This window comes from Cytobacillus horneckiae (genome assembly GCF_002835735.1).
GTDB classification, from domain to species: domain Bacteria; phylum Bacillota; class Bacilli; order Bacillales; family Cytobacillaceae; genus Cytobacillus; species Cytobacillus horneckiae.
The window spans coordinates 1-20,273 of sequence record NZ_PISD01000025.1 but is presented as its reverse complement, the minus strand read 5'-3'; the positions used below and the strand labels follow the sequence as shown (position 1 = coordinate 20,273).

The following is a 20,273-nucleotide window of genomic DNA, read 5'->3' as shown; positions in this document are numbered from 1 at the left end:
AAAAAATAAAAAGCCTTCAAGAAGAAGACTTTACATTACACCGTCATCTTCTCATCTTTCAAGCATGAGCAATCAGCTTGTAGGAATTAGCACCTTTTCAATGAAAGAATCCATTGATGGTTGCTGAGGTGTCATCGGGCCTATCCCTCAACCTCTCTTGATAAGAGTTTAATATTTAATTGAATAAAACTTACAATAACTAAAATTATTTGTCAATAAATAATTTAGAAAATTCAAAACTAAATAGTTAAATAGCATTAAAATATCAGATGGCTAGCCACTTAATTTAGAAAATGATGTAAAGAATAAGATTCACTTGAAAAGGGGGATATGAGCCGTTATAATGTTAAAAGTGTGCAGAACAGAGTCGATTGTAATATTATGTTGCATTTAATCTTTAGTTTCTGTATAATAGACAATGTTGGTCTTTGACTGCGATGAAGTGAAAGGTTGCTGACACACCCGGCCGCTTTGCCATGGCGAGTGTGTGGGAAATTTTCACGGAGAATGTCTATAGTAAAATAGGCGAAAAGGAGGGAAAATAATGGCAAAACAAAAAATTCGTATTCGTTTAAAAGCTTATGATCACAGAATTCTTGATCAATCTGCTGAAAAAATCGTCGAAACTGCAAAGCGTTCTGGAGCGGCTGTATCAGGTCCGATTCCATTGCCAACAGAAAAGTCAGTTTACACTATTCTTCGTGCGGTGCATAAATATAAAGATTCTCGTGAGCAATTCGAAATGCGTACACACAAACGTTTAATCGACATTATCAATCCAACACCACAAACAGTCGATTCATTAATGCGTTTAGACTTACCATCTGGTGTTGACATTGAAATTAAACTTTAATTAATACATTAAAACAATCTAGGAGGTGTGACTGATATGACCAAAGGAATCTTAGGAAGAAAGATTGGTATGACTCAAGTATTTGCTGAAAACGGTGATCTTATCCCGGTAACAGTTGTTGAAGCAGCTCCAAACGTTGTTCTTCAAAAGAAATCAGTAGAAACTGATGGCTACGAAGCAATCCAAATCGGATTTGAAGACAAACGCGAAAAGCTTTCAAACAAACCGGAAAAAGGCCATGTTGCAAAAGCGGATACTACTCCTAAGCGCTTCGTTCGCGAATTACGCGGAGCTGACTTAGCCGAGTATGAAGTTGGTCAAGAAGTCAAAGTTGATATTTTCGCTGCAGGTGAAACTGTTGATGTAACAGGAATTTCAAAAGGTAAAGGTTTCCAAGGTGCTATTAAACGCCACGGACAATCTCGCGGACCAATGGCACACGGTTCACGTTACCACCGTCGTCCTGGTTCAATGGGTCCTGTTGCTCCAAACCGTGTTTTCAAAGGTAAATTACTACCTGGACGTATGGGTGGAGAGCAAATTACAGTACAAAACCTTGAGATCGTAAAAGTTGACGCTGAGCGTAACCTATTATTGATCAAAGGAAATGTACCTGGTCCTAAAAAAGCGCTTTTAAAAGTAAAAAGTGCGGTAAAAGCGAAGTAATTAAGTCGGAAAGGAGGAAGTAAGAATGCCTAAAGTAGCATTGTTAAACCAAAGTGGTTCTAAAGTTGGTGATATCGAACTTAATGACACAATCTTTGGTATTGAGCCTAACAACCACGTGATGTTTGAAGCTGTTGTTATGCAAAGAGCTTCTTTACGTCAAGGAACTCATAAAACTAAAATTCGTTCTGAAGTAGCTGGCGGAGGACGTAAACCATGGCGCCAAAAAGGCACAGGTCGTGCTCGTCAAGGTTCTATTCGTTCACCACAATGGCGCGGAGGCGGTACTGTATTTGGTCCTGTACCACGCAGCTACAGCTATAAATTACCTAAAAAAGTTCGTCGCTTAGCGATCAAATCTGCGTTATCTTCTAAAGTGTTAGAGGAAAACGTACTTGTATTAGAAAGCTTAGCTTTCGAAACTCCAAAAACTAAAGACTTTAAAGGTGTACTTAAAGGTCTTTCTGTAGATTCTAAAGCGTTAATCGTAACTGCTGACCTAGATGAAAACGTAGCATTATCTGCTCGTAACATCCCTGGTGTAACTGTTGTTACAGCTAACGGAATCAATGTGTTGGATGTTTTAAATCATGATAAATTAATCATGACGAAGCAAGCGGTCGAAAAAGTAGAGGAGGTGCTTGCATAATGGATGCACGCGATATCATTAAGCGCCCCGTTATCACTGAACGTTCTACTGACATCATGCCTGAAAAGAAATATACGTTCGAAGTTGATGTAAGAGCTAATAAAACTCAAGTTAAAGATGCTGTTCAAGAGATCTTTGGTGTGAAGGTTGAAAAAGTAAACATCATGAACTATAAAGGTAAATTCAAGCGCATGGGTAAATTCGGTGGTTATACAAACAAACGCCGTAAAGCAATTGTAAAACTAACTGCTGATAGCCAAGAAATCGAAATTTTTGAAGCTTAATATTTTAACAAGAAGAGGAGGGAAATCAAATGGCGATTAAGAAGTATAAACCTACCTCCAACGGTCGTCGCGGCATGACGGTTTCTGATTTCGCTGAAATCACAACAGATAAACCGGAAAAATCCTTACTTGCTCCTGTAAAGAGAAAAGGTGGCCGTAACAACCAAGGTAAGTTGACAGTTCGTCATCAAGGCGGCGGTCATAAACGTCAATATCGTATCATCGATTTTAAACGTAACAAAGATGGCATTCCAGGACGCGTTGCCACAGTTGAATATGATCCAAACCGCTCAGCAAACATTGCATTAATTAACTATGTAGATGGAGAAAAGCGTTATATCCTAGCTCCTAAGAACATTAAAGTGGGCATGGAAGTAATGTCTGGTCCTGACGCAGATATTAAAGTGGGTAATGCACTACCACTTATCAACATCCCTGTGGGTACAGTTATCCACAACATCGAATTGAAACCTGGTAAGGGTGGACAATTGGTGCGTTCAGCTGGAACAAGTGCTCAAGTACTTGGTAAAGAAGGTAAATACGTACTAGTTCGTTTAAACTCTGGTGAAGTTCGCATGATCCTATCTACTTGCCGCGCTACAGTAGGTCAAGTTGGTAATGAGCAACATGAACTTATCAATATTGGTAAAGCAGGACGTTCACGCTGGTTAGGCAAGCGCCCAACTGTTCGTGGTTCTGTAATGAACCCTAATGATCACCCACACGGTGGTGGTGAAGGACGTTCTCCAATCGGACGTAAGTCTCCAATGACTCCATGGGGTAAACCAACTCTTGGATTCAAAACTCGTAAGAAAAACAACAAATCAGATAAATTTATCGTACGTCGTCGTAAAAAATAACGGGATTGAACTACGGTTCCAAAGATGGGCCGTAGAACAATCACGAAGGGAGGTACAAACATGGGTCGTAGCTTAAAAAAAGGACCTTTTGTTGATGAGCATTTAATGACAAAGATCGAAAAGTTAAATGAAACTGAAGGCAAGCAGGTTGTTAAAACTTGGTCTCGCCGTTCCACGATCTTCCCGCAATTCATCGGACACACAATCGCAGTTTACGATGGTCGTAAACACGTGCCTGTATATGTTACCGAAGACATGGTAGGTCACAAGCTTGGAGAATTCGCTCCAACACGTGCATACAAAGGCCATGGCAATGATGATAAGAAAACAAGACGTTAATGAGAGGAGGGCATTATAATGCAAGCTAAAGCTGTTGCAAGAACAGTTCGTATTGCTCCTCGTAAAGCTCGTTTAGTCGTAGATTTAATTCGAGGTAAGCAAGTAGGTGAAGCGGTAGCGATTTTAAATCTAACTCCAAAGGCTGCTTCTCCAATCGTAGAAAAAGTTTTAAAATCTGCACTAGCAAATGCAGAGCATAACTACGAAATGGACGTTAATAATTTAGTAGTTGCTCAAGCTTTTGTTGACGAAGGACCAACTTTAAAACGTTTCCGTCCTCGTGCACAAGGCCGTGCAAGCCAAATCAACAAACGTACTAGCCACATCACTATCGTGCTATCAGAAAAGAAGGAGGGATAAGCTGTGGGTCAAAAAGTAAATCCAGTCGGTTTGCGTATCGGAGTCATCCGTGATTGGGAGTCTAAATGGTACGCGGGCAAAGACTATGCTGATCTTTTACACGAAGACCTTAAAGTTCGTGAGTATATTACAAAGCGATTAAGCGATGCTTCTGTTTCTAAAGTTGAAATCGAGCGCGCTGCTAACCGCCTAAACATCACTATCCACACTGCTAAACCAGGAATGGTTATTGGTAAAGGTGGTACTGAAGTTGAAGCTTTACGTAAATCACTTAACGCACTTACTGGCAAACGTGTTCACATCAACATTCTTGAAATTAAAAAAGCTGACATCGATGCGAAATTGGTTGCGGAAAACATTGCTCGTCAATTAGAAAACCGCGTATCATTCCGTCGTGCGCAAAAACAAACAATTCAACGTGCGATGCGCGCTGGAGCGAAAGGTATCAAAACAATGGTATCTGGACGTCTTGGCGGTGCTGATATTGCTCGTTCGGAGTCTTATAGCGAAGGAACAGTTCCACTTCATACACTTCGTGCTGATATCGATTATGCTACAGCAGAAGCAGATACTACTTACGGTAAATTAGGCGTAAAAGTATGGATCTATCGTGGAGAGGTGCTTCCTACAAAGAAGAACACTGGGGAAGGAGGCAAATAATATGTTAATGCCAAAACGCGTTAAATATCGTCGTGTACACCGTGGGAAAATGCGCGGTCAAGCAAAAGGCGGCACTGAAGTTGCATTTGGTGAATATGGCCTACAAGCTACTGAAGCTTCTTGGATCACAAACCGTCAAATTGAATCTGCCCGTATTGCAATGACTCGTTACATGAAACGTGGCGGTAAAGTTTGGATTAAAATATTCCCGCATAAGCCTTACACTGCTAAGCCTCTAGAAGTCCGCATGGGTTCCGGTAAAGGTGCTCCTGAAGGATGGGTTGCAGTTGTTAAGCCTGGTAAAGTAATGTTCGAAATCGCAGGTGTCTCTGAAGAGATCGCTCGCGAAGCATTACGTCTTGCATCACACAAACTTCCTGTAAAATGTAAGTTTGTAAAACGTGAAGAAATTGGTGGTGAATCAAATGAAAGCTAATGAAATTCGCGACCTTACCACTGCCGAAATTGAACAAAAAGTTAAATCATTAAAGGAAGAGCTTTTCAACCTTCGCTTTCAATTGGCGACTGGACAACTTGAAAACACAGCTCGTATCCGTGAAGTGCGCAAAGCTATTGCACGCATGAAAACTGTAATCCGTGAAAGAGAAATTGGTTTTAGCAAGTGACATTGAGAGGAGGTTCGCACAATGAGTGAACGCAACCAACGCAAAGTTTACACAGGGCGTGTTGTTTCTGACAAAATGGATAAAACTGTAACTGTTTTAGTCGAAACTTACAAAAAGCATGCGTTATACGGTAAACGCGTTAAGTACTCTAAAAAGTTTAAAGCTCATGATGAGCAAAACGAAGCAAAAATTGGCGATATCGTTCGTGTTATGGAAACTCGCCCACTATCTGCGACTAAACGCTTCCGCTTAGTAGAAGTCGTTGAAAAAGCAGTTATAATCTAATTGTACGGAATATGCTTGATCCCGAAGGGAGGTTACACACATGATTCAACAAGAATCACGTTTAAAAGTTGCTGACAATTCTGGTGCTCGTGAAGTACTTACAATTAAAGTTCTTGGTGGTTCAGGCCGCAAAACTGCTAACATCGGTGATGTTATCGTATGTACAGTGAAACAAGCAACACCAGGTGGCGTTGTTAAAAAAGGTGAAGTCGTTAAAGCGGTTGTTGTTCGTACTAAGAGCGGCGTGCGCCGTAAAGACGGTACTTACATCCGTTTTGATGAAAACGCATGTGTAATAATTCGTGATGATAAAGGTCCACGTGGTACACGTATCTTTGGACCAGTTGCACGTGAACTTCGTGAAAACAACTTCATGAAAATTGTATCATTAGCTCCAGAAGTACTATAAAAACAAAACAATATGCCTTTAAGGAGGTGCACACAGATGCATGTAAAAAAAGGTGATAAAGTAATGGTCATCTCTGGTAAGGATAAAGGCAAAACAGGCGTTATTCTTGCTGCTTTCCCTAAACAAGACCGCGTGCTTGTTGAAGGAGTAAACATCGTTAAGAAGCACGCTAAGCCTTCCAATTTGAATCCGCAAGGCGGAATCATTAGCCAAGAGGCACCTGTTCATGTATCAAACGTTATGCCGGTTGACCCTAAATCAGGTGAACCAACTCGTGTAGGCTATCAAACGGTTGATGGCAAGAAAGTGCGTGTAGCAAAAAAATCCGGTGAATCTCTAGATAAATAGATCAAAGAAGAAGGGAGGTACGATCGATGAACCGCCTAAAAGAAAAACATGTTAAAGAAATTACTCCTGCTCTAGTGAGCAAGTTTAACTATAAATCAGTAATGCAAGTTCCTAAGCTTGAAAAAATCGTTATCAACATGGGCGTTGGTGATGCAGTTCAAAACTCAAAAGCATTGGATAATGCAGTTGAAGAATTAACACAAATTACAGGTCAAAAACCAGTAATTACTCGTGCGAAAAAATCAATTGCAGGCTTCCGTCTTCGTGAAGGTATGCCTATCGGTGCAAAAGTAACACTACGTGGAGAGCGCATGTACGAATTCTTTGATAAATTAGTATCTGTATCTCTTCCACGTGTACGTGACTTCCGCGGAATTTCTAAAAAGTCTTTCGACGGCCGTGGAAATTACACACTTGGTGTGAAAGAGCAATTGATCTTCCCTGAGATCGATTACGATAAAGTAAGCAAAGTTCGTGGTATGGATATCGTTATCGTAACTACTGCCAATACTGATGAAGAAGCTCGTGAACTTTTAACTCAATTTGGAATGCCATTCCAAAAGTAATCGTTAAATAGAGGGAGGCGAAAACGTGGCTAAAAAGTCAATGATTGCGAAACAAAAACGCACGCCTAAATACAAGGTACAAGAATATACACGCTGCGAACGTTGCGGCCGTCCACATTCTGTATACCGTAAATTTAAGCTATGCCGTATTTGTTTCCGTGAATTAGCATATAAAGGACAAATTCCTGGCGTTAAGAAAGCTAGCTGGTAAAACCTAAAGTTAGGGAAGGAGGTAAAAACAATGGTCATGACAGATCCGATTGCAGATTTGCTTACTCGCATCCGTAATGCGAATATGGTTCGTCACGAAAAATTAGAAGTTCCTGCTTCTAATATTAAAAAAGAGGTTGCTGAAATCCTTAAGCGTGAAGGATTCGTGCGTGATGTAGAGTTTATCGAAGACAATAAACAAGGCATCATCCGCATTTTCTTAAAATACGGCTCAAACAACGAACGCGTAATCACAGGCCTTAAACGTATTAGTAAACCTGGTCTTCGTGTTTATGCAAAAGCTGATGAGGTACCGCGTGTACTTAACGGCCTAGGAATCGCACTAGTTTCTACTTCTCAAGGAGTTCTTACTGATAAAGAAGCTCGCGCTAAGCAAGTAGGCGGAGAAGTATTAGCATACGTTTGGTAATACAGTTTTAGAATGAATGGAGGTGCAATAAATGTCTCGTATAGGTAAAAAACCAATCGAAATCCCTGCTGGTGTTACTATCACAAATGATAACAACACTGTAACAGTAAAGGGTCCTAAAGGTGAACTTTCTCGTTCATTTAATAAAGATATCGAAATTAAAATCGAGGATAACGTGATCAACGTTTCTCGTCCAACTGATAACAAAGAGCACCGTGCTTTACACGGAACAACTCGCGCTTTGCTTTCTAACATGGTTGAAGGTGTATCAAAAGGCTTTGAAAGAGGTCTTGAATTAATCGGTGTCGGTTACCGTGCTCAAAAACAAGGCAAAAAGCTTGTATTGAACGTTGGTTACTCTCACCCAGTTGAAATCGAGCCTGAAGAAGGTGTCGAAATCGAAGTGCCATCTAATACTAAAGTAATAGTAAAAGGCACAAACAAAGAACGTGTAGGGGCTTTAGCTGCTAACATTCGTGACGTTCGTCCTCCAGAGCCTTACAAAGGAAAAGGTATTAGGTATGAAGGAGAATTTGTTCGTCGTAAAGAAGGTAAAACAGGTAAGTAATGCCGCATAGCTAAACGAAAGGAGTGACCGAAATGATTACGAAGGCTGACAAAAATGCAGTGCGTAAAAAAAGACATGCTCGTGTAAGATCTAAACTTTCTGGCACTGCGGCTCGTCCTCGTTTAAATGTGTATCGTTCTAACAAGCACATTTATGCTCAACTAATCGATGATGTAAATGGAGTAACACTAGCAAGCGCTTCTACAATGGAAAAAGATGCTGGCCTAGAATCTACTAGCAATGCTGATGCAGCTGTTAAAGTCGGCGAATTAATCGCAAAACGTGCTGTAGAAAAAGGAGTAACATCTATCGTTTTCGACCGTGGAGGATACCTATATCATGGACGCGTAAAAGCATTAGCAGATGCTGCTCGCGAAAACGGTTTAGAATTTTAATAGACAAAGGAGGGACAAAAAAAGATGCGTCGTATTGATCCAAACAAACTTGAACTTGAAGAACGCGTAGTAACGGTAAATCGTGTAGCGAAAGTTGTTAAAGGTGGACGTCGTTTTAGATTCTCTGCTCTTGTAGTAGTAGGAGACAAAAACGGTCACGTTGGCTTTGGAACAGGTAAAGCTCAAGAGGTACCAGAAGCTATTCGTAAAGCAATCGAAGATGCTAAGAAAAACCTAATCGAAGTTCCTATGGTTGGAACGTCAATTCCTCACCAAGTAATTGGTCATTTCGGAGCTGGCCAAATTCTTCTAAAACCTGCTTATGAAGGTACTGGAGTAATCGCTGGTGGACCAGTTCGTGCGGTGCTTGAGTTAGCTGGTGTTGGTGATATCCTTTCTAAATCATTGGGTACAAACACACCAATTAACATGGTTCGTGCTACATTGGAAGGATTACAACAATTAAAACGCGCTGAAGACGTAGCTAAGCTACGTGGTAAATCAGTAGAAGAACTGTTAGGATAAGGAGGGAAATCAAATGGCGAATAAACTAGAAGTTACCCTCACTCGCAGCGTGATTGGTCGCCCTGAAGACCAACGCCAAACAGTTAAAGCTCTTGGATTACGCAAAATGCACCAAACAGTTGAGCATCAGGACAATCCCGCTATTCGCGGAATGATCACTAAAGTTGCTCATCTTGTTACGGTAAATGAAAAATAATTTTCGATCTTCTACAAAATAAGGAGGTGCCAACATGAAACTTCATGAATTAAAACCTGCAGAAGGTTCACGTCAAGAACGTAAACGTAAAGGTCGCGGTATTGGTTCAGGCAATGGTAAAACTGCTGGAAAAGGGCATAAAGGTCAAAATGCTCGTTCAGGCGGTGGAGTTCGCCCAGGATTCGAGGGTGGTCAAACACCTTTATTCCAACGTTTACCAAAACGCGGATTCACAAACATTAACCGTAAAGAATATGCGGTTGTAAATCTTGATGCACTTAATCGTTTTGAAGATGGAGCGGAAATTTCTCCAGAGCTTCTTATTGAAACGGGTGTTGTAAGTAACGAAAAAGCAGGAATTAAAATTCTTGCCAAAGGCAACGTAGAGAAAAAGCTTACAGTTAAAGCTCACAAATTCTCTGCCGCTGCTAAGGAAGCTATTGAAGCTGCCGGCGGTAAAGCCGAGGTGATCTAATGCTCCAGACAATCTCCAATTTTATGCGCGTGGGTGACATAAGAAAAAAGATTATTTTCACCCTATTAATGTTAGTTGTATTTCGTATCGGCACCTTTATTCCAGTACCTGGAGTAAATGCAGAGCTTTTACAAGCACAGGATCAAATGAGTGTATTTGGTGTCCTGAATGTATTTGGTGGCGGTGCCTTATTAAACTTCTCAATTCTTGCGATGGGGATCATGCCGTATATTACAGCATCGATTATCGTCCAGCTATTACAGATGGATGTGGTGCCTAAATTTACGGAATGGTCTAAGCAAGGTGAGGCGGGTCGCCGTAAATTAGCTCAATTTACGCGCTACTTTACTATCGTGCTTGGATTTATCCAGGCTCTTGGTATGTCTTATGGGTTTAATAATCTTGCTGGTGGCATGTTAATTGAAAATCCGGGTATCGGCTCTTATCTATTAATCGCTACAGTTTTAACTGCAGGAACTGCATTCTTATTGTGGTTAGGGGAACAAATCACTGAAAAAGGTGTAGGTAATGGGATTTCTATCATTATCTTCGCTGGAATCGTTGCCGGAATTCCTTCCATTGCAAACCAGATTTATGCGCAGCAAATTGAAGGTGCTGGAGATCAGCTATTCCTACGTATTGTGACTCTAGTTCTAATCGTACTTGCAGTGATTGCAATTATTGTTGGAACAATCTTCATCCAACAGGCGTTGAGAAAAATTCCTGTACAATACGCAAAACGTGTATCTGCAGGTAAAACTCCGGTTGGCGTTCAAAATACACATTTACCTTTAAAAGTAAATGCTGCTGGTGTAATTCCAGTTATCTTTGCCATTTCATTCATCATTACGCCAAGAACCATTGCCGGTTTCTTTGAAACGAATGATGTAACGAGCTGGATTCAAAGAATTTTTGACTATACATCTCCAATAGGTATGGTCATTTACAGTGCATTAATTATTGCGTTTACTTATTTCTATGCATTCATTCAAGTGAATCCAGAGAAGCTCTCTGATAACTTGAAGAATCAAGGCGGTTATGTCCCAGGTATTCGTCCAGGGAAAAACACGCAGGAATATTTGACAAAAGTACTATACCGTTTAACATTTGTGGGTGCTCTCTTTTTAACAGCGATTGCGATTATTCCAATGTTCTTTATCAACATTGCTGGATTGCCTGAAACTGCTCAAATTGGAGGAACAAGTTTGCTAATCGTAGTCGGTGTTGCACTGGATACGTATAAACAGCTTGAATCGCAACTTGTTAAACGTCATTATAAAGGCTTTATAAAATAGAAAGGTTTAAGGGGACTAAATTTGTTCCCTCAAACCATTTGAGATTAGGGGGGAATTCACTTGAACTTAGTATTAATGGGGCTCCCTGGTGCCGGCAAAGGTACGCAAGCAGAAAGAATCGTTGAAAAATACGGCATCCCTCATATCTCTACTGGAGATATGTTCCGTGCAGCCATCAAAGATGAGACGGAACTAGGCCTTCAGGCTAAATCCTTCATGGATAAGGGCGAGCTTGTTCCTGATGAAGTAACAATCGGCATTGTCCGTGAACGTTTAGGAAAACCAGATTGTGAAAAAGGGTTCCTTTTAGATGGTTTCCCAAGAACGGTTGCACAAGCTGAAGCACTTGAGAATATTCTTTCTGATTTATCAAGAAGAATAAACTTTGTTATTAACATCGATGTGGATCAAGAAATATTGATGGAACGTTTAACTGGTCGCAGAATTTGTAAATCCTGCGGTGCAACTTATCATTTAGTATTCAATCCTCCAGCTAAAGAGGGTGAATGTGATCGTTGTGGCGGAGAGCTATATCAACGTGCAGATGATAACGAAGCAACAGTTAAAAATAGACTTGAAGTAAATATTAAGCAAACGAAGCCATTGCTTGATTTTTATGAGCAAAAAGGCTATTTACGTAACATCAACGGTCAACAAGAAATCGGTAAAGTATTTACTGATCTTGATAGCTTGCTTAGAGGCTTGCAATAATGATCATAAGCAAAACTCAGCGTGAAATCGATATAATGCGTGAAGCTGGTAGGATAGTTGCTTTAACACATCAGGAATTGCAAAAATATATTGCTCCTGGAATCACAACAAAGGAATTGGATACAATTGCTGAAAAGTTTATTAGTAAACATGATGCATTTCCTTCTTTTAAAGGGTATAATGGGTTCTCTGGTAGCATATGTGCTTCAGTGAACAATGAACTTGTTCATGGTATACCCGGTGATAGAGTGTTAAATGATGGCGATATTATCAGTATTGATATAGGCGCTAAATATAACGGTTATCATGGTGATTCTGCCTGGACGTATCCGGTTGGCAAGATAGATAAAGAAACACAGCATCTGCTGGATGTAACGGAGGAGTCTTTATATATCGGGCTAAAAGAAGCGATCCCAGGTGAACGCTTATCGAACATCTCTCATGCTATTCAAACATATGCGGAAACAAAGGGCTTTTCCATTGTGCGCGAGTATGTCGGACATGGGGTAGGGCAAGACTTACATGAGGAACCTCAGATTCCGCATTATGGTCCCCCGAATACTGGTCCTCGATTAAAACCGGGAATGGTGCTTGCTATTGAACCGATGGTGAATGCGGGAAGCCGCTATGTAAAAACGTTAACCGACAACTGGACAGTCGTGACAGTTGATGGAAAAATGTGTGCACATTTCGAGCATACAATTGCAATCACTGATATAGGTTATGAAATCCTTACTAAGATTTAATCTACAGTAAAGTTCATTTCTTACTATTCCATATCTTAAGCAATTTCTTTTGATTATAGGAGGACTAACTACTCCTCTTTATGTTATAATTATAAGGTTGTTGAGTGGAGGTTTTAATTTTATAGCTAATGTGAATGATGGTTAATACCCTCAACCTAAGCTGTAATTTCGCTTAACAGTTTGAGATTATGTATATCGGGTGTTGTAAATAGTTAAGCAACCAACCGTTAACAATATCGAAATTGCCATGCTTTTTATAAGCATTTCATTGAATTCGTATATGATTAATAGAAGGGAGTAATGTTTAATGGCGAAAGATGATGTAATCGAAATTGAAGGCACGGTAATAGATACTTTGCCGAATGCAATGTTTAAGGTAGAATTAGAAAATGGTCATACAGTGCTAGCTCACGTTTCCGGTAAGATTCGTATGCACTTCATTCGTATTTTACCAGGAGATAAAGTAACAGTTGAGCTATCTCCATATGATTTAACTCGCGGAAGAATCACTTATCGTTTTAAATAATCATTGCACTCCGTACTATTAAGGAGGTTAGGATAATGAAAGTAAGACCATCAGTTAAACCAATCTGCGAAAAGTGCAAAGTTATCCGCAGACGTGGTAAAGTAATGGTTATCTGTGAAAACCCTAAACATAAACAAAAACAAGGTTAATAACAAGGAGGTGCGCATATAGTGGCACGTATTGCAGGTGTAGATGTTCCACGTGAGAAACGTGTAGTAATCTCATTAACTTATATCTATGGTATTGGTAAAACTACTGCTCATAAAATTCTAGCAGATGCTGGTGTTAACGAAAATACTCGTGTTCGTGATCTTACAGAAGACGAACTAAACAAAATTCGTGAGCAAATTGATTCTTTAAAAGTTGAGGGTGACCTTCGTCGTGAAGTATCTCTTAACATTAAACGTCTAATGGAAATCGGAAGCTATCGCGGTCTTCGTCACCGTCGTGGTTTACCAGTTCGCGGACAAAATACTAAAAACAATGCTCGTACACGTAAAGGTCCTCGTAAGACTGTAGCGAACAAGAAGAAATAATCGGTAAAGGAGGGTTTTTAAAATGGCTCGTAAAACTAACACACGTAAACGTCGTGTCAAAAAGAATATTGAAACAGGTATTGCACATATTCGTTCAACATTCAACAATACAATTGTAACAATCACTGATGCTCATGGTAATGCTCTTTCTTGGTCAAGTGCCGGTGCTTTAGGATTTAGAGGTTCTCGTAAATCTACTCCTTTCGCTGCACAAATGGCTGCTGAAACAGCTGCGAAATCATCAATGGAGCACGGAATGAAAACTTTAGAAGTTACTGTTAAAGGACCTGGTGCAGGTCGTGAAGCTGCTATTCGTGCGCTACAAGCTGCTGGTCTAGAAGTTACTGCTATCAGAGACGTTACTCCAGTACCACATAACGGATGTCGTCCACCAAAACGCCGCCGTGTATAATTTTTCTGTATAGATTTTTGTATCGTTGACTATAATGGGATATGATGCAAATTATGGAATTCATACAGACTGAATTATTCCAGTTGTTGTGCACAAAACGGGAACGTATACATGGGGGAATTTCGGTTATGAATAACCGGGGTTTCGACGTTTTGAAGGAGGGTATATTTTGATGATCGAAATAGAAAAACCAAAAATCGAAACGGTTGAGATCAGCGATGATGCCAAATACGGTAAGTTCGTAGTAGAACCACTTGAGCGTGGATATGGAACAACTTTGGGTAACTCCTTACGTCGTATCCTATTATCCTCACTCCCAGGTGCCGCTGTCACTTCGATCCAAATTGATGGGGTACTTCATGAGTTCTCAACAATTGAAGGCGTAGTAGAAGATGTAACATCTATCATTTTAAACATTAAAAAGCTTGCACTTAAAATCTACTCTGATGAAGAAAAAACATTAGAAATAGATGTACAAGGTGAAGGTGTTGTTAAAGCTGCAGATGTTACCCATGATAGTGATGTTGAGATTCTTAATCCGGATCTTCATATTGCTACTCTTGGCTCTAACGGTCATTTGCATATGCGCCTAACTGCTAAACGTGGTCGCGGTTATACACCAGCTGTTCAAAACAAAAGGGAAGATCAACCGATTGGTGTTATTCCAATTGATTCTATTTACACACCAGTTTCTCGTGTGCAATATCAAGTAGAGAATACTCGTGTAGGTCAATTAAGTAACTTTGATAAGTTAACTTTTGATGTTTGGACTGATGGTAGTACTGGTCCTCAAGATGCAGTTGCACTTGGAGCGAAAATCTTAACTGAGCATTTGAATATCTTCGTTGGTTTAACTGATGAAGCTCAAAATGCTGAGATCATGGTCGAAAAAGAAGAAGATCAAAAAGAAAAAGTACTCGAGATGACTATTGAAGAACTAGATTTATCTGTTCGTTCATACAACTGCTTGAAGCGTGCAGGAATCAATACTGTTCAGGAATTAGCCAATAAGACTGAAGAGGATATGATGAAAGTGCGTAACTTAGGTAGAAAGTCTCTAGAGGAAGTAAAGCATAAATTAGAAGAGCTTGGATTAGGCTTACGTAAAGACGACTGATTCTTTCATATGTCAATCAAGCTGTAGATGATTCAACAAAGGAGGGAAACTTTCATGGGATACAGAAAGTTAGGACGCACTAGCGCTCAACGTAAAGCAATGCTGCGTGACTTAGCAACAGACTTAATCATCAATGAGCGTATTGAAACAACTGAAGCTCGTGCAAAAGAACTTCGTTCAGTAGTTGAAAAAATGATCACTCTTGGTAAACGTGGAGATTTACATGCTCGCCGTCAAGCAGCTGCATACATTCGTCATGAAGTAGCTGATGCTGAAAAAGACCAAGATGCTGTTCAAAAATTATTCAGCGATATCGCTTCTCGTTATGATGAGCGTCAAGGTGGTTACACTCGCATTATGAAACTTGGACCTCGTCGTGGAGACGGTGCGCCAATGGTAATCATTGAATTAGTATAATACAATAGAAATCCTCTTTTCATTAGGTTACCCTAATAAGAGGTATTTCATAAATTGTTAAAACAGACTAGGAGGGCGCTGGATGAGTTTTATGACAACTTGTTCTCTGCCCTCTTTCTGTAATAGGGTTTGCTTCCTTCAATTGCTAAAAGCCAAACCAGAGCCAAAGCTTGAGTGTCACGATGGGCACTGAAATTTGTTACATGAGTGTCTCGTCTAGCTCTTTGCACCTCACCCGTTATGTAAGCGCAAAAACAGGATTGCCTGTTTATTGGAATGAGGTGCAGGCTTTTTTAAATTATGGATAAAAAAGAGCAAGTGGATGAGCATTTGTTTTGGAGGCAGTATGGTTCATGCATAGCAATAAACTGGGATGTTTATAACAGTGTACTATTCACCATAGACTCCAATACTCGAAGCTCGCCATTATACAATGGGCGGCTTTTTTGTTATATAATTTAATGAATAATAAAAAATGAGAATGAGTCGAGAACAGCAGAGATCTAGAGAGGAGAGGATTAAGCATGAAGAAGTCTCTCGTACAGTTAAATGATATCTCCTTTAAATATGATTTGGATGGCGATTATGCACTTAGGAATGTGTCATTTGATATATATGAAGGTGAGTGGCTTGCTATTGTGGGACATAACGGTTCTGGCAAGTCAACGATGGCCAAGCTTTTAAACGGACTGAATTTCCCGCAAGAAGGCAGTATTACAGTTGGTGAATTAAAGTTGTCAGAAGAAACGGTTTGGGATATTAGAGAAAGAATCGGAATGGTCTTCCAAAATCCTGATAATCAATTTGTAGGGACGACTGTTCAGGATGATGTGGCTTTTGGTTTAGAAAATCACGGCATCCCAAGAGAAGAAATGGTAGAACGCGTTTACAAAGCGCTAGAAAGCGTGAAAATGGATCAGTTTCTTGATCAAGAGCCGCACCATCTCTCAGGTGGTCAAAAGCAGAGGGTAGCCATTGCAGGAGTACTTGCATTGAGGCCTGATATTATCGTATTAGATGAAGCCACCTCCATGCTGGATCCCCGGGGAAGAGAAGAAGTTTTGGAAACGGTAAGAGTATTGAAGAAGAATCATGAAATGACTGTTATATCTATCACACATGATTTAGAGGAAGCTGCCAAGGCGGATAGAATTATTGTGATGAATAAAGGTCAAGTGTATAAACAAGGGACACCTGAAGAAATTTTTCAGTTAGATGAGGAATTAGTTGCGCTTGGGCTCGATATTCCTTTCCCAGTCAAGATGAGTAAAATGCTTAAGTCTTTGGATCTCCCAGTTTCAAAGTATCATTTATCAGAAGAAGAGTTGGTGGCAGAGCTATGGACATCTCACTCAAAAATGTAGAATACCGTTATCAAGTAGACACCCCTTTTGAGCGTCTTGCAATTAAAGATGTATCCATAGATATTCCAGCAGGTACATTTTTAGCAATTATTGGACATACTGGTTCTGGGAAATCAACTGTCCTGCAGCATTTAAACGCGTTGTTAAAGCCGACTGGCGGAGAGGTTGTTCTAGGAGACAAGGTCATCACAGCTGATAAGAAACAAAAGAATTTAAAGGAAGTCCGGCAAAGAGTAGGAATCGTCTTTCAGTTTCCGGAGCATCAACTATTTGAAGAAACAGTAGAAAAAGACATTTGCTTCGGTCCGATGAACTTTGGCGTTTCTGAAAAAGAGGCAAAGATTCGTGCAAGAGAAGCGATTGCACATGTCGGACTTAGCGAAGAAATATTAGAGAAATCACCATTCGATTTGTCAGGCGGGCAAATGCGGCGGGTAGCCATTGCCGGTGTGCTGGCGATGAACCCTGATGTCATTGTTTTAGATGAACCAACGGCAGGCTTAGATCCTCGTGGCCGCAAGGAAATAATGGACATGTTTTCCGACCTTCATAAACAGAGGAAGCTGTCCACAATTCTTGTTACACATAGTATGGAGGATGCTTCGCGCTATGCAGATAAAATCGTCATTATGCATAGTGGACAAGTTTATCGGACAGGCACGCCTCTTGAAATCTTCTCTAACCCTGAAGAATTGATCAAAATGGGACTCGATGTACCTGAGGTGGTAAAATTTCAGCAAAAATTAGAGCGTGCGTTCCAAAGGAAGTTTTCGAAAACATGCTTGACGATTGAAGAAATCACCGAAGAAATCTCATCCTTCCTAAAGAGGGGTGATGTGCAATGATGGAAAAAATGATTTTTGGACGATACGTACCGGCAGATTCAGTTATTCATAAAATGGATCCCCGCTCCAAATTAATCATCATATTTTTATTTGTTTGTATTGTCTTTATCGCTAATAACGCCATTACTTATGGCGCCCTGGTTGTGTATACCTTTTTAATGCTGGGGCTATCAAAGGTGCCGATGCGCTTTGTGTTCGGCGGCTTAAAGCTTGTCTTTATCCTTATTCTTTTTACTTTTTTGCTTCATATATTTTTAACAAAAGAAGGGCCGGTCATTTTTGAACTAGGCTGGTTTAAAGTGTACGAAGAAGGCTTAAGGCAGGGTATTTTTATCTCATTGAGATTTTTCTTATTAATTTTAATGACTTCGATCCTTACATTAACAACGACGCCAATAGCGATTACAGATGGGCTGGAAACGCTATTAGGGCCACTTAAAAAGGTGAAATTCCCAGTACATGAGCTTGCATTAATGATGTCGATTGCCCTGCGATTCATACCTACTCTTATGCAGGAAACTGATAAAATTATGAAGGCGCAGACTGCAAGAGGCGTGGATTTCACCTCAGGGCCCGTTAAAGACCGTGTGAAGGCCGTTATCCCGCTTTTAATCCCTCTCTTCGTCAGCTCGTTTAAAAGGGCAGAGGAGCTTGCTACAGCAATGGAGGCACGTGGTTACCGCGGAGGTGAAGGAAGAACAAGATACAGGCAGCTAAGCTGGGGATTAACTGATACGATGATGATCTTGCTGCTTGCAGCACTAACAGTCTTACTAATTGTATTTAGAACATAGTGAGGAATCACAATGAAAATAAAATGTATTGTTTCTTACGACGGGACACTTTTTGCAGGCTACCAAGTACAGCCAAAATTGCGCACAGTCCAGGGAGAGCTTGAAGGGGCCTTAAAGAAGCTTCATAAAGGACATGAGGTAAAAGTGGCCGCTTCAGGAAGAACGGACGCAGGCGTCCATGCAGTCGGTCAGGTGATACACTTTGAAACACCATTAAATATTCCGGCGGATAGGTGGGGAGTTGCACTAAACTCCCTTTTACCCGCTGATATCACAGTAATAGACGTGGCTGCTGCATCAGATGATTTTCATGCGCGATTTGATGCGGTTGGAAAGGAATATCGATATACTGTATTAAGAAGCGCGCAAAGAAATCCATTCGTGCGGAATTATGCCTACTACTATCCGTACTCATTGGATCTTGCACTGATAGAGGCAGCTAAAACACATTTAATGGGTACACATGATTTTACCAGCTTTTGTTCAGCAAAATCAGAAGTGGAAGATAGAGTAAGAGAACTGAGGTCAATAGAAGTGCATGAGGATGGCGATAAACTGATTTTCAGCTTTATTGGAAATGGCTTTCTTTATAATATGGTAAGAATTTTAACTGGTACGCTCCTTTCGGTAGGAGCGGGTGAAATTGCTCCAGATGAAATACCAGAGATATTAAAAAAGAAAAACCGCATTTATGCTGGAAAGACAGCTCCTGCTCATGGATTATACCTTTGGGAAGTGTTTTATAATTAATTTTTTTCAAAAAAATATTGGAAAAAAACCACAAGAATCACTTGGCACCGTTGTATAGGTGTTTCATTCGGGAAGAAAAAGAATTAAAACAACTAAACCAGGTGTAACATCTCCTTGACAATGAGCTGGTAAAGTTATATTATAGCATATGGTATTATTATTAAAACCACGATAAGCCCCGGAATCTTATTGTGTATTATATATGAAACCAAAAATGATTATTTATGGATTTAATTTAGGAGGGAAACTGATGCGTACAACGTTTATGGCGAATGCTAACAATATCGAACGTAAATGGTACGTAGTTGATGCTGAAGGCAAAACTCTAGGTCGTCTTGCTAGTGAAGTAGCATCAATTCTACGTGGTAAACATAAACCAACTTTTACACCACATGTTGACACTGGTGATCATGTAATTATCTTAAACGCTTCTAAAATCGAATTAACTGGTAAGAAGCTAACTGACAAAATCTACTACCGTCACAGCATGCACCCAGGTGGATTAAAAACAAGAACTGCTAATGAAATGCGTACGAACTACCCTGAGAGAATGTTAGAGCTTGCAATCAAAGGCATGCTTCCAAAAAATTCTTTAGGACGTCAAATGTTCAAAAAATTACACGTTTATGCTGGTAGCGAGCATGCTCACCAAGCACAAAAACCTGAAGTTTACGAACTTCGTGGATAATTAAATAGAGGAGGTTATTAACTTGGCACAGGTTCAATATAATGGTACTGGTCGTCGTAAGAGCTCCGTTGCACGTGTTCGTTTAGTTCCAGGCGACGGTAAAATCATCATCAATGGTCGTGAAATCACAGAATACATCCCGTTTGCAGCTTTACGTGAAGTTGTAAAACAACCGCTTGTTGCTACTGAAACAGTAGGCAGCTATGACATTCTTGTAAATGTTAAAGGCGGTGGATACACTGGTCAAGCTGGCGCTATCCGCCACGGTATTGCTCGCGCATTACTACAAGCTGATCCAGAATTCCGTCCAACACTTAAACGTGCAGGACTATTAACTCGTGACGCTCGTATGAAAGAACGTAAAAAAT

Annotated in this window: 36 protein-coding genes and 1 riboswitch; all 36 genes read left to right on the top strand. The window is 40.3% G+C overall.

Annotated elements, in window-relative coordinates:
* Nucleotides 1-48 precede the first annotated feature (48 nt).
* Nucleotides 49-167: riboswitch (SAM riboswitch) on the bottom strand.
* 377 nt (nt 168-544) lie between these two features.
* Nucleotides 545-853 (top strand): 30S ribosomal protein S10, encoded by a 309-nt coding sequence (gene rpsJ / locus CWS20_RS12150; RefSeq protein ID WP_003348621.1) that lies wholly within the window; start codon nt 545-547, stop codon nt 851-853.
* A gap of 36 nt (nt 854-889) precedes the next feature.
* Nucleotides 890-1,519 (top strand): 50S ribosomal protein L3, encoded by a 630-nt coding sequence (rplC, locus tag CWS20_RS12145; protein WP_066192185.1) that lies wholly within the window; start codon nt 890-892, stop codon nt 1,517-1,519.
* A gap of 25 nt (nt 1,520-1,544) precedes the next feature.
* Nucleotides 1,545-2,168, top strand: a complete 624-nt coding sequence (rplD, locus tag CWS20_RS12140; protein ID WP_066192188.1) for a 50S ribosomal protein L4 — start codon at nt 1,545-1,547, stop codon at nt 2,166-2,168.
* Nucleotides 2,168-2,452 carry a 50S ribosomal protein L23 gene (gene rplW, locus CWS20_RS12135; RefSeq protein ID WP_066192190.1) on the top strand — a complete coding sequence of 95 codons (285 nt, stop codon included), beginning with the start codon at nt 2,168-2,170 and terminating at the stop codon, nt 2,450-2,452. The genes rplD and rplW overlap by 1 nt, the downstream gene beginning before the upstream one ends.
* 29 nt (nt 2,453-2,481) lie before the next feature.
* On the top strand, nt 2,482-3,312 hold the full coding sequence (rplB, locus tag CWS20_RS12130) for a 50S ribosomal protein L2 (RefSeq protein ID WP_066192192.1): 831 nt from the start codon (nt 2,482-2,484) through the stop codon (nt 3,310-3,312).
* A gap of 60 nt (nt 3,313-3,372) precedes the next feature.
* Nucleotides 3,373-3,651 carry a 30S ribosomal protein S19 gene (gene rpsS, locus CWS20_RS12125; RefSeq protein ID WP_049635903.1) on the top strand — a complete coding sequence of 93 codons (279 nt, stop codon included), beginning with the start codon at nt 3,373-3,375 and terminating at the stop codon, nt 3,649-3,651.
* A gap of 18 nt (nt 3,652-3,669) precedes the next feature.
* Nucleotides 3,670-4,011 (top strand): 50S ribosomal protein L22, encoded by a 342-nt coding sequence (gene rplV / locus CWS20_RS12120; protein WP_066192195.1) that lies wholly within the window; start codon nt 3,670-3,672, stop codon nt 4,009-4,011.
* Between the two features lie 3 nt (nt 4,012-4,014).
* Nucleotides 4,015-4,671 carry a 30S ribosomal protein S3 gene (rpsC, locus tag CWS20_RS12115; RefSeq protein WP_066192197.1) on the top strand — a complete coding sequence of 219 codons (657 nt, stop codon included), beginning with the start codon at nt 4,015-4,017 and terminating at the stop codon, nt 4,669-4,671.
* Nucleotide 4,672: 1 nt separating this feature from the next.
* A complete protein-coding gene (gene rplP / locus CWS20_RS12110) occupies nt 4,673-5,107 on the top strand; it encodes a 50S ribosomal protein L16 (protein ID WP_066192198.1) in 435 nt (144 codons plus the stop codon).
* Nucleotides 5,097-5,297 (top strand): 50S ribosomal protein L29, encoded by a 201-nt coding sequence (rpmC, locus tag CWS20_RS12105; protein WP_009336588.1) that lies wholly within the window; start codon nt 5,097-5,099, stop codon nt 5,295-5,297. Before rplP ends, rpmC begins: the two co-directional genes overlap by 11 nt.
* A 21-nt stretch (nt 5,298-5,318) precedes the next feature.
* Nucleotides 5,319-5,582, top strand: coding sequence for a 30S ribosomal protein S17 (rpsQ, locus tag CWS20_RS12100; RefSeq protein WP_066192199.1), 264 nt, complete (start codon nt 5,319-5,321; stop codon nt 5,580-5,582).
* A gap of 40 nt (nt 5,583-5,622) precedes the next feature.
* Entirely contained in the window at nt 5,623-5,991 is a 369-nt protein-coding gene (rplN, locus tag CWS20_RS12095) for a 50S ribosomal protein L14 (RefSeq protein WP_066192201.1), read from the top strand.
* A 36-nt stretch (nt 5,992-6,027) separates the two neighbouring features.
* Complete coding sequence (rplX, locus tag CWS20_RS12090) at nt 6,028-6,339, top strand: 50S ribosomal protein L24 (RefSeq protein ID WP_066192203.1); 312 nt, start codon at nt 6,028-6,030, stop codon at nt 6,337-6,339.
* Nucleotides 6,340-6,365: 26 nt separating this feature from the next.
* Nucleotides 6,366-6,905, top strand: coding sequence for a 50S ribosomal protein L5 (gene rplE, locus CWS20_RS12085; protein WP_066192204.1), 540 nt, complete (start codon nt 6,366-6,368; stop codon nt 6,903-6,905).
* Between the two features lie 25 nt (nt 6,906-6,930).
* Entirely contained in the window at nt 6,931-7,116 is a 186-nt protein-coding gene (gene rpsN / locus CWS20_RS12080; RefSeq protein WP_009499044.1) for a 30S ribosomal protein S14, read from the top strand.
* A 30-nt stretch (nt 7,117-7,146) separates the two neighbouring features.
* On the top strand, nt 7,147-7,545 hold the full coding sequence (rpsH, locus tag CWS20_RS12075; RefSeq protein WP_053478253.1) for a 30S ribosomal protein S8: 399 nt from the start codon (nt 7,147-7,149) through the stop codon (nt 7,543-7,545).
* A gap of 31 nt (nt 7,546-7,576) precedes the next feature.
* Nucleotides 7,577-8,113: a 50S ribosomal protein L6 gene (rplF, locus tag CWS20_RS12070; RefSeq protein ID WP_066192206.1), complete on the top strand. Its 537-nt coding sequence runs from the start codon at nt 7,577-7,579 to the stop codon at nt 8,111-8,113.
* Between the two features lie 32 nt (nt 8,114-8,145).
* The gene (rplR, locus tag CWS20_RS12065; protein WP_066192208.1) at nt 8,146-8,508 is read left to right on the top strand and encodes a 50S ribosomal protein L18; all 363 of its coding nucleotides are present in this window, start codon (nt 8,146-8,148) and stop codon (nt 8,506-8,508) included.
* A 24-nt stretch (nt 8,509-8,532) separates the two neighbouring features.
* Nucleotides 8,533-9,033: a 30S ribosomal protein S5 gene (rpsE, locus tag CWS20_RS12060; protein WP_066192211.1), complete on the top strand. Its 501-nt coding sequence runs from the start codon at nt 8,533-8,535 to the stop codon at nt 9,031-9,033.
* Nucleotides 9,034-9,046: 13 nt separating this feature from the next.
* A complete protein-coding gene (gene rpmD / locus CWS20_RS12055; RefSeq protein WP_066192212.1) occupies nt 9,047-9,229 on the top strand; it encodes a 50S ribosomal protein L30 in 183 nt (60 codons plus the stop codon).
* A gap of 34 nt (nt 9,230-9,263) precedes the next feature.
* Complete coding sequence (rplO, locus tag CWS20_RS12050) at nt 9,264-9,704, top strand: 50S ribosomal protein L15 (RefSeq protein WP_066192215.1); 441 nt, start codon at nt 9,264-9,266, stop codon at nt 9,702-9,704.
* On the top strand, nt 9,704-10,999 hold the full coding sequence (secY, locus tag CWS20_RS12045; RefSeq protein WP_066192217.1) for a preprotein translocase subunit SecY: 1,296 nt from the start codon (nt 9,704-9,706) through the stop codon (nt 10,997-10,999). The genes rplO and secY overlap by 1 nt, the downstream gene beginning before the upstream one ends.
* 60 nt (nt 11,000-11,059) lie before the next feature.
* Entirely contained in the window at nt 11,060-11,710 is a 651-nt protein-coding gene (locus CWS20_RS12040; RefSeq protein WP_066192218.1) for an adenylate kinase, read from the top strand.
* Nucleotides 11,710-12,456, top strand: coding sequence for a type I methionyl aminopeptidase (gene map / locus CWS20_RS12035; protein ID WP_066192220.1), 747 nt, complete (start codon nt 11,710-11,712; stop codon nt 12,454-12,456). The genes CWS20_RS12040 and map overlap by 1 nt, the downstream gene beginning before the upstream one ends.
* 307 nt (nt 12,457-12,763) lie before the next feature.
* The gene (gene infA / locus CWS20_RS12030; protein ID WP_066192222.1) at nt 12,764-12,982 is read left to right on the top strand and encodes a translation initiation factor IF-1; all 219 of its coding nucleotides are present in this window, start codon (nt 12,764-12,766) and stop codon (nt 12,980-12,982) included.
* 35 nt (nt 12,983-13,017) lie between these two features.
* On the top strand, nt 13,018-13,131 hold the full coding sequence (rpmJ, locus tag CWS20_RS12025; protein WP_000868344.1) for a 50S ribosomal protein L36: 114 nt from the start codon (nt 13,018-13,020) through the stop codon (nt 13,129-13,131).
* A gap of 21 nt (nt 13,132-13,152) precedes the next feature.
* A complete protein-coding gene (rpsM, locus tag CWS20_RS12020; RefSeq protein WP_066192225.1) occupies nt 13,153-13,518 on the top strand; it encodes a 30S ribosomal protein S13 in 366 nt (121 codons plus the stop codon).
* A gap of 22 nt (nt 13,519-13,540) precedes the next feature.
* A complete protein-coding gene (gene rpsK / locus CWS20_RS12015) occupies nt 13,541-13,930 on the top strand; it encodes a 30S ribosomal protein S11 (protein WP_066192228.1) in 390 nt (129 codons plus the stop codon).
* 172 nt (nt 13,931-14,102) lie between these two features.
* Nucleotides 14,103-15,047, top strand: a complete 945-nt coding sequence (locus CWS20_RS12010) for a DNA-directed RNA polymerase subunit alpha (RefSeq protein ID WP_066192230.1) — start codon at nt 14,103-14,105, stop codon at nt 15,045-15,047.
* A gap of 54 nt (nt 15,048-15,101) precedes the next feature.
* On the top strand, nt 15,102-15,464 hold the full coding sequence (gene rplQ, locus CWS20_RS12005; protein WP_066192232.1) for a 50S ribosomal protein L17: 363 nt from the start codon (nt 15,102-15,104) through the stop codon (nt 15,462-15,464).
* A gap of 524 nt (nt 15,465-15,988) precedes the next feature.
* Nucleotides 15,989-16,828: an energy-coupling factor ABC transporter ATP-binding protein gene (locus CWS20_RS12000; RefSeq protein WP_066192235.1), complete on the top strand. Its 840-nt coding sequence runs from the start codon at nt 15,989-15,991 to the stop codon at nt 16,826-16,828.
* On the top strand, nt 16,804-17,673 hold the full coding sequence (locus CWS20_RS11995) for an energy-coupling factor ABC transporter ATP-binding protein (RefSeq protein ID WP_066192236.1): 870 nt from the start codon (nt 16,804-16,806) through the stop codon (nt 17,671-17,673). Before CWS20_RS12000 ends, CWS20_RS11995 begins: the two co-directional genes overlap by 25 nt.
* On the top strand, nt 17,670-18,467 hold the full coding sequence (locus tag CWS20_RS11990) for an energy-coupling factor transporter transmembrane component T family protein (RefSeq protein WP_066192238.1): 798 nt from the start codon (nt 17,670-17,672) through the stop codon (nt 18,465-18,467). Before CWS20_RS11995 ends, CWS20_RS11990 begins: the two co-directional genes overlap by 4 nt.
* A gap of 12 nt (nt 18,468-18,479) precedes the next feature.
* Complete coding sequence (truA, locus tag CWS20_RS11985; RefSeq protein ID WP_066192239.1) at nt 18,480-19,217, top strand: tRNA pseudouridine(38-40) synthase TruA; 738 nt, start codon at nt 18,480-18,482, stop codon at nt 19,215-19,217.
* Nucleotides 19,218-19,467: 250 nt separating this feature from the next.
* Nucleotides 19,468-19,905, top strand: a complete 438-nt coding sequence (gene rplM, locus CWS20_RS11980; protein WP_066192242.1) for a 50S ribosomal protein L13 — start codon at nt 19,468-19,470, stop codon at nt 19,903-19,905.
* A 22-nt stretch (nt 19,906-19,927) separates the two neighbouring features.
* The coding region (gene rpsI / locus CWS20_RS11975) for a 30S ribosomal protein S9 (protein WP_101226314.1) at nt 19,928-20,273 on the top strand (346 nt) is incomplete at its 3' end.

What these genes read in the sequence shown, in the direction of transcription:
- rplX (WP_066192203.1), top strand. Translation starts at nt 6,028, where the DNA reads ATGCATGTAAAAAAAGGTGATAAAGTAATGGTCATCTCTGGTAAGGAT.
- rpsK (WP_066192228.1), top strand. Translation starts at nt 13,541, where the DNA reads ATGGCTCGTAAAACTAACACACGTAAACGTCGTGTCAAAAAGAATATT.
- rplC (WP_066192185.1), top strand. Translation starts at nt 890, where the DNA reads ATGACCAAAGGAATCTTAGGAAGAAAGATTGGTATGACTCAAGTATTT.
- CWS20_RS11995 (WP_066192236.1), top strand. Translation starts at nt 16,804, where the DNA reads ATGGACATCTCACTCAAAAATGTAGAATACCGTTATCAAGTAGACACC.
- rpsJ (WP_003348621.1), top strand. Translation starts at nt 545, where the DNA reads ATGGCAAAACAAAAAATTCGTATTCGTTTAAAAGCTTATGATCACAGA.
- rplB (WP_066192192.1), top strand. Translation starts at nt 2,482, where the DNA reads ATGGCGATTAAGAAGTATAAACCTACCTCCAACGGTCGTCGCGGCATG.
- rplW (WP_066192190.1), top strand. Translation starts at nt 2,168, where the DNA reads ATGGATGCACGCGATATCATTAAGCGCCCCGTTATCACTGAACGTTCT.
- rplE (WP_066192204.1), top strand. Translation starts at nt 6,366, where the DNA reads ATGAACCGCCTAAAAGAAAAACATGTTAAAGAAATTACTCCTGCTCTA.
- rpmJ (WP_000868344.1), top strand. Translation starts at nt 13,018, where the DNA reads ATGAAAGTAAGACCATCAGTTAAACCAATCTGCGAAAAGTGCAAAGTT.
- rpsS (WP_049635903.1), top strand. Translation starts at nt 3,373, where the DNA reads ATGGGTCGTAGCTTAAAAAAAGGACCTTTTGTTGATGAGCATTTAATG.
- rplM (WP_066192242.1), top strand. Translation starts at nt 19,468, where the DNA reads ATGCGTACAACGTTTATGGCGAATGCTAACAATATCGAACGTAAATGG.
- rplP (WP_066192198.1), top strand. Translation starts at nt 4,673, where the DNA reads ATGTTAATGCCAAAACGCGTTAAATATCGTCGTGTACACCGTGGGAAA.
- CWS20_RS12010 (WP_066192230.1), top strand. Translation starts at nt 14,103, where the DNA reads ATGATCGAAATAGAAAAACCAAAAATCGAAACGGTTGAGATCAGCGAT.
- map (WP_066192220.1), top strand. Translation starts at nt 11,710, where the DNA reads ATGATCATAAGCAAAACTCAGCGTGAAATCGATATAATGCGTGAAGCT.
- infA (WP_066192222.1), top strand. Translation starts at nt 12,764, where the DNA reads ATGGCGAAAGATGATGTAATCGAAATTGAAGGCACGGTAATAGATACT.
- rpsQ (WP_066192199.1), top strand. Translation starts at nt 5,319, where the DNA reads ATGAGTGAACGCAACCAACGCAAAGTTTACACAGGGCGTGTTGTTTCT.
- CWS20_RS12000 (WP_066192235.1), top strand. Translation starts at nt 15,989, where the DNA reads ATGAAGAAGTCTCTCGTACAGTTAAATGATATCTCCTTTAAATATGAT.
- rpsH (WP_053478253.1), top strand. Translation starts at nt 7,147, where the DNA reads ATGGTCATGACAGATCCGATTGCAGATTTGCTTACTCGCATCCGTAAT.
- rplO (WP_066192215.1), top strand. Translation starts at nt 9,264, where the DNA reads ATGAAACTTCATGAATTAAAACCTGCAGAAGGTTCACGTCAAGAACGT.
- rplF (WP_066192206.1), top strand. Translation starts at nt 7,577, where the DNA reads ATGTCTCGTATAGGTAAAAAACCAATCGAAATCCCTGCTGGTGTTACT.
- rpmC (WP_009336588.1), top strand. Translation starts at nt 5,097, where the DNA reads ATGAAAGCTAATGAAATTCGCGACCTTACCACTGCCGAAATTGAACAA.
- rpsE (WP_066192211.1), top strand. Translation starts at nt 8,533, where the DNA reads ATGCGTCGTATTGATCCAAACAAACTTGAACTTGAAGAACGCGTAGTA.
- rplR (WP_066192208.1), top strand. Translation starts at nt 8,146, where the DNA reads ATGATTACGAAGGCTGACAAAAATGCAGTGCGTAAAAAAAGACATGCT.
- truA (WP_066192239.1), top strand. Translation starts at nt 18,480, where the DNA reads ATGAAAATAAAATGTATTGTTTCTTACGACGGGACACTTTTTGCAGGC.
- secY (WP_066192217.1), top strand. Translation starts at nt 9,704, where the DNA reads ATGCTCCAGACAATCTCCAATTTTATGCGCGTGGGTGACATAAGAAAA.
- rplD (WP_066192188.1), top strand. Translation starts at nt 1,545, where the DNA reads ATGCCTAAAGTAGCATTGTTAAACCAAAGTGGTTCTAAAGTTGGTGAT.
- rplV (WP_066192195.1), top strand. Translation starts at nt 3,670, where the DNA reads ATGCAAGCTAAAGCTGTTGCAAGAACAGTTCGTATTGCTCCTCGTAAA.
- CWS20_RS11990 (WP_066192238.1), top strand. Translation starts at nt 17,670, where the DNA reads ATGATGGAAAAAATGATTTTTGGACGATACGTACCGGCAGATTCAGTT.
- rpmD (WP_066192212.1), top strand. Translation starts at nt 9,047, where the DNA reads ATGGCGAATAAACTAGAAGTTACCCTCACTCGCAGCGTGATTGGTCGC.
- rplN (WP_066192201.1), top strand. Translation starts at nt 5,623, where the DNA reads ATGATTCAACAAGAATCACGTTTAAAAGTTGCTGACAATTCTGGTGCT.
- rplQ (WP_066192232.1), top strand. Translation starts at nt 15,102, where the DNA reads ATGGGATACAGAAAGTTAGGACGCACTAGCGCTCAACGTAAAGCAATG.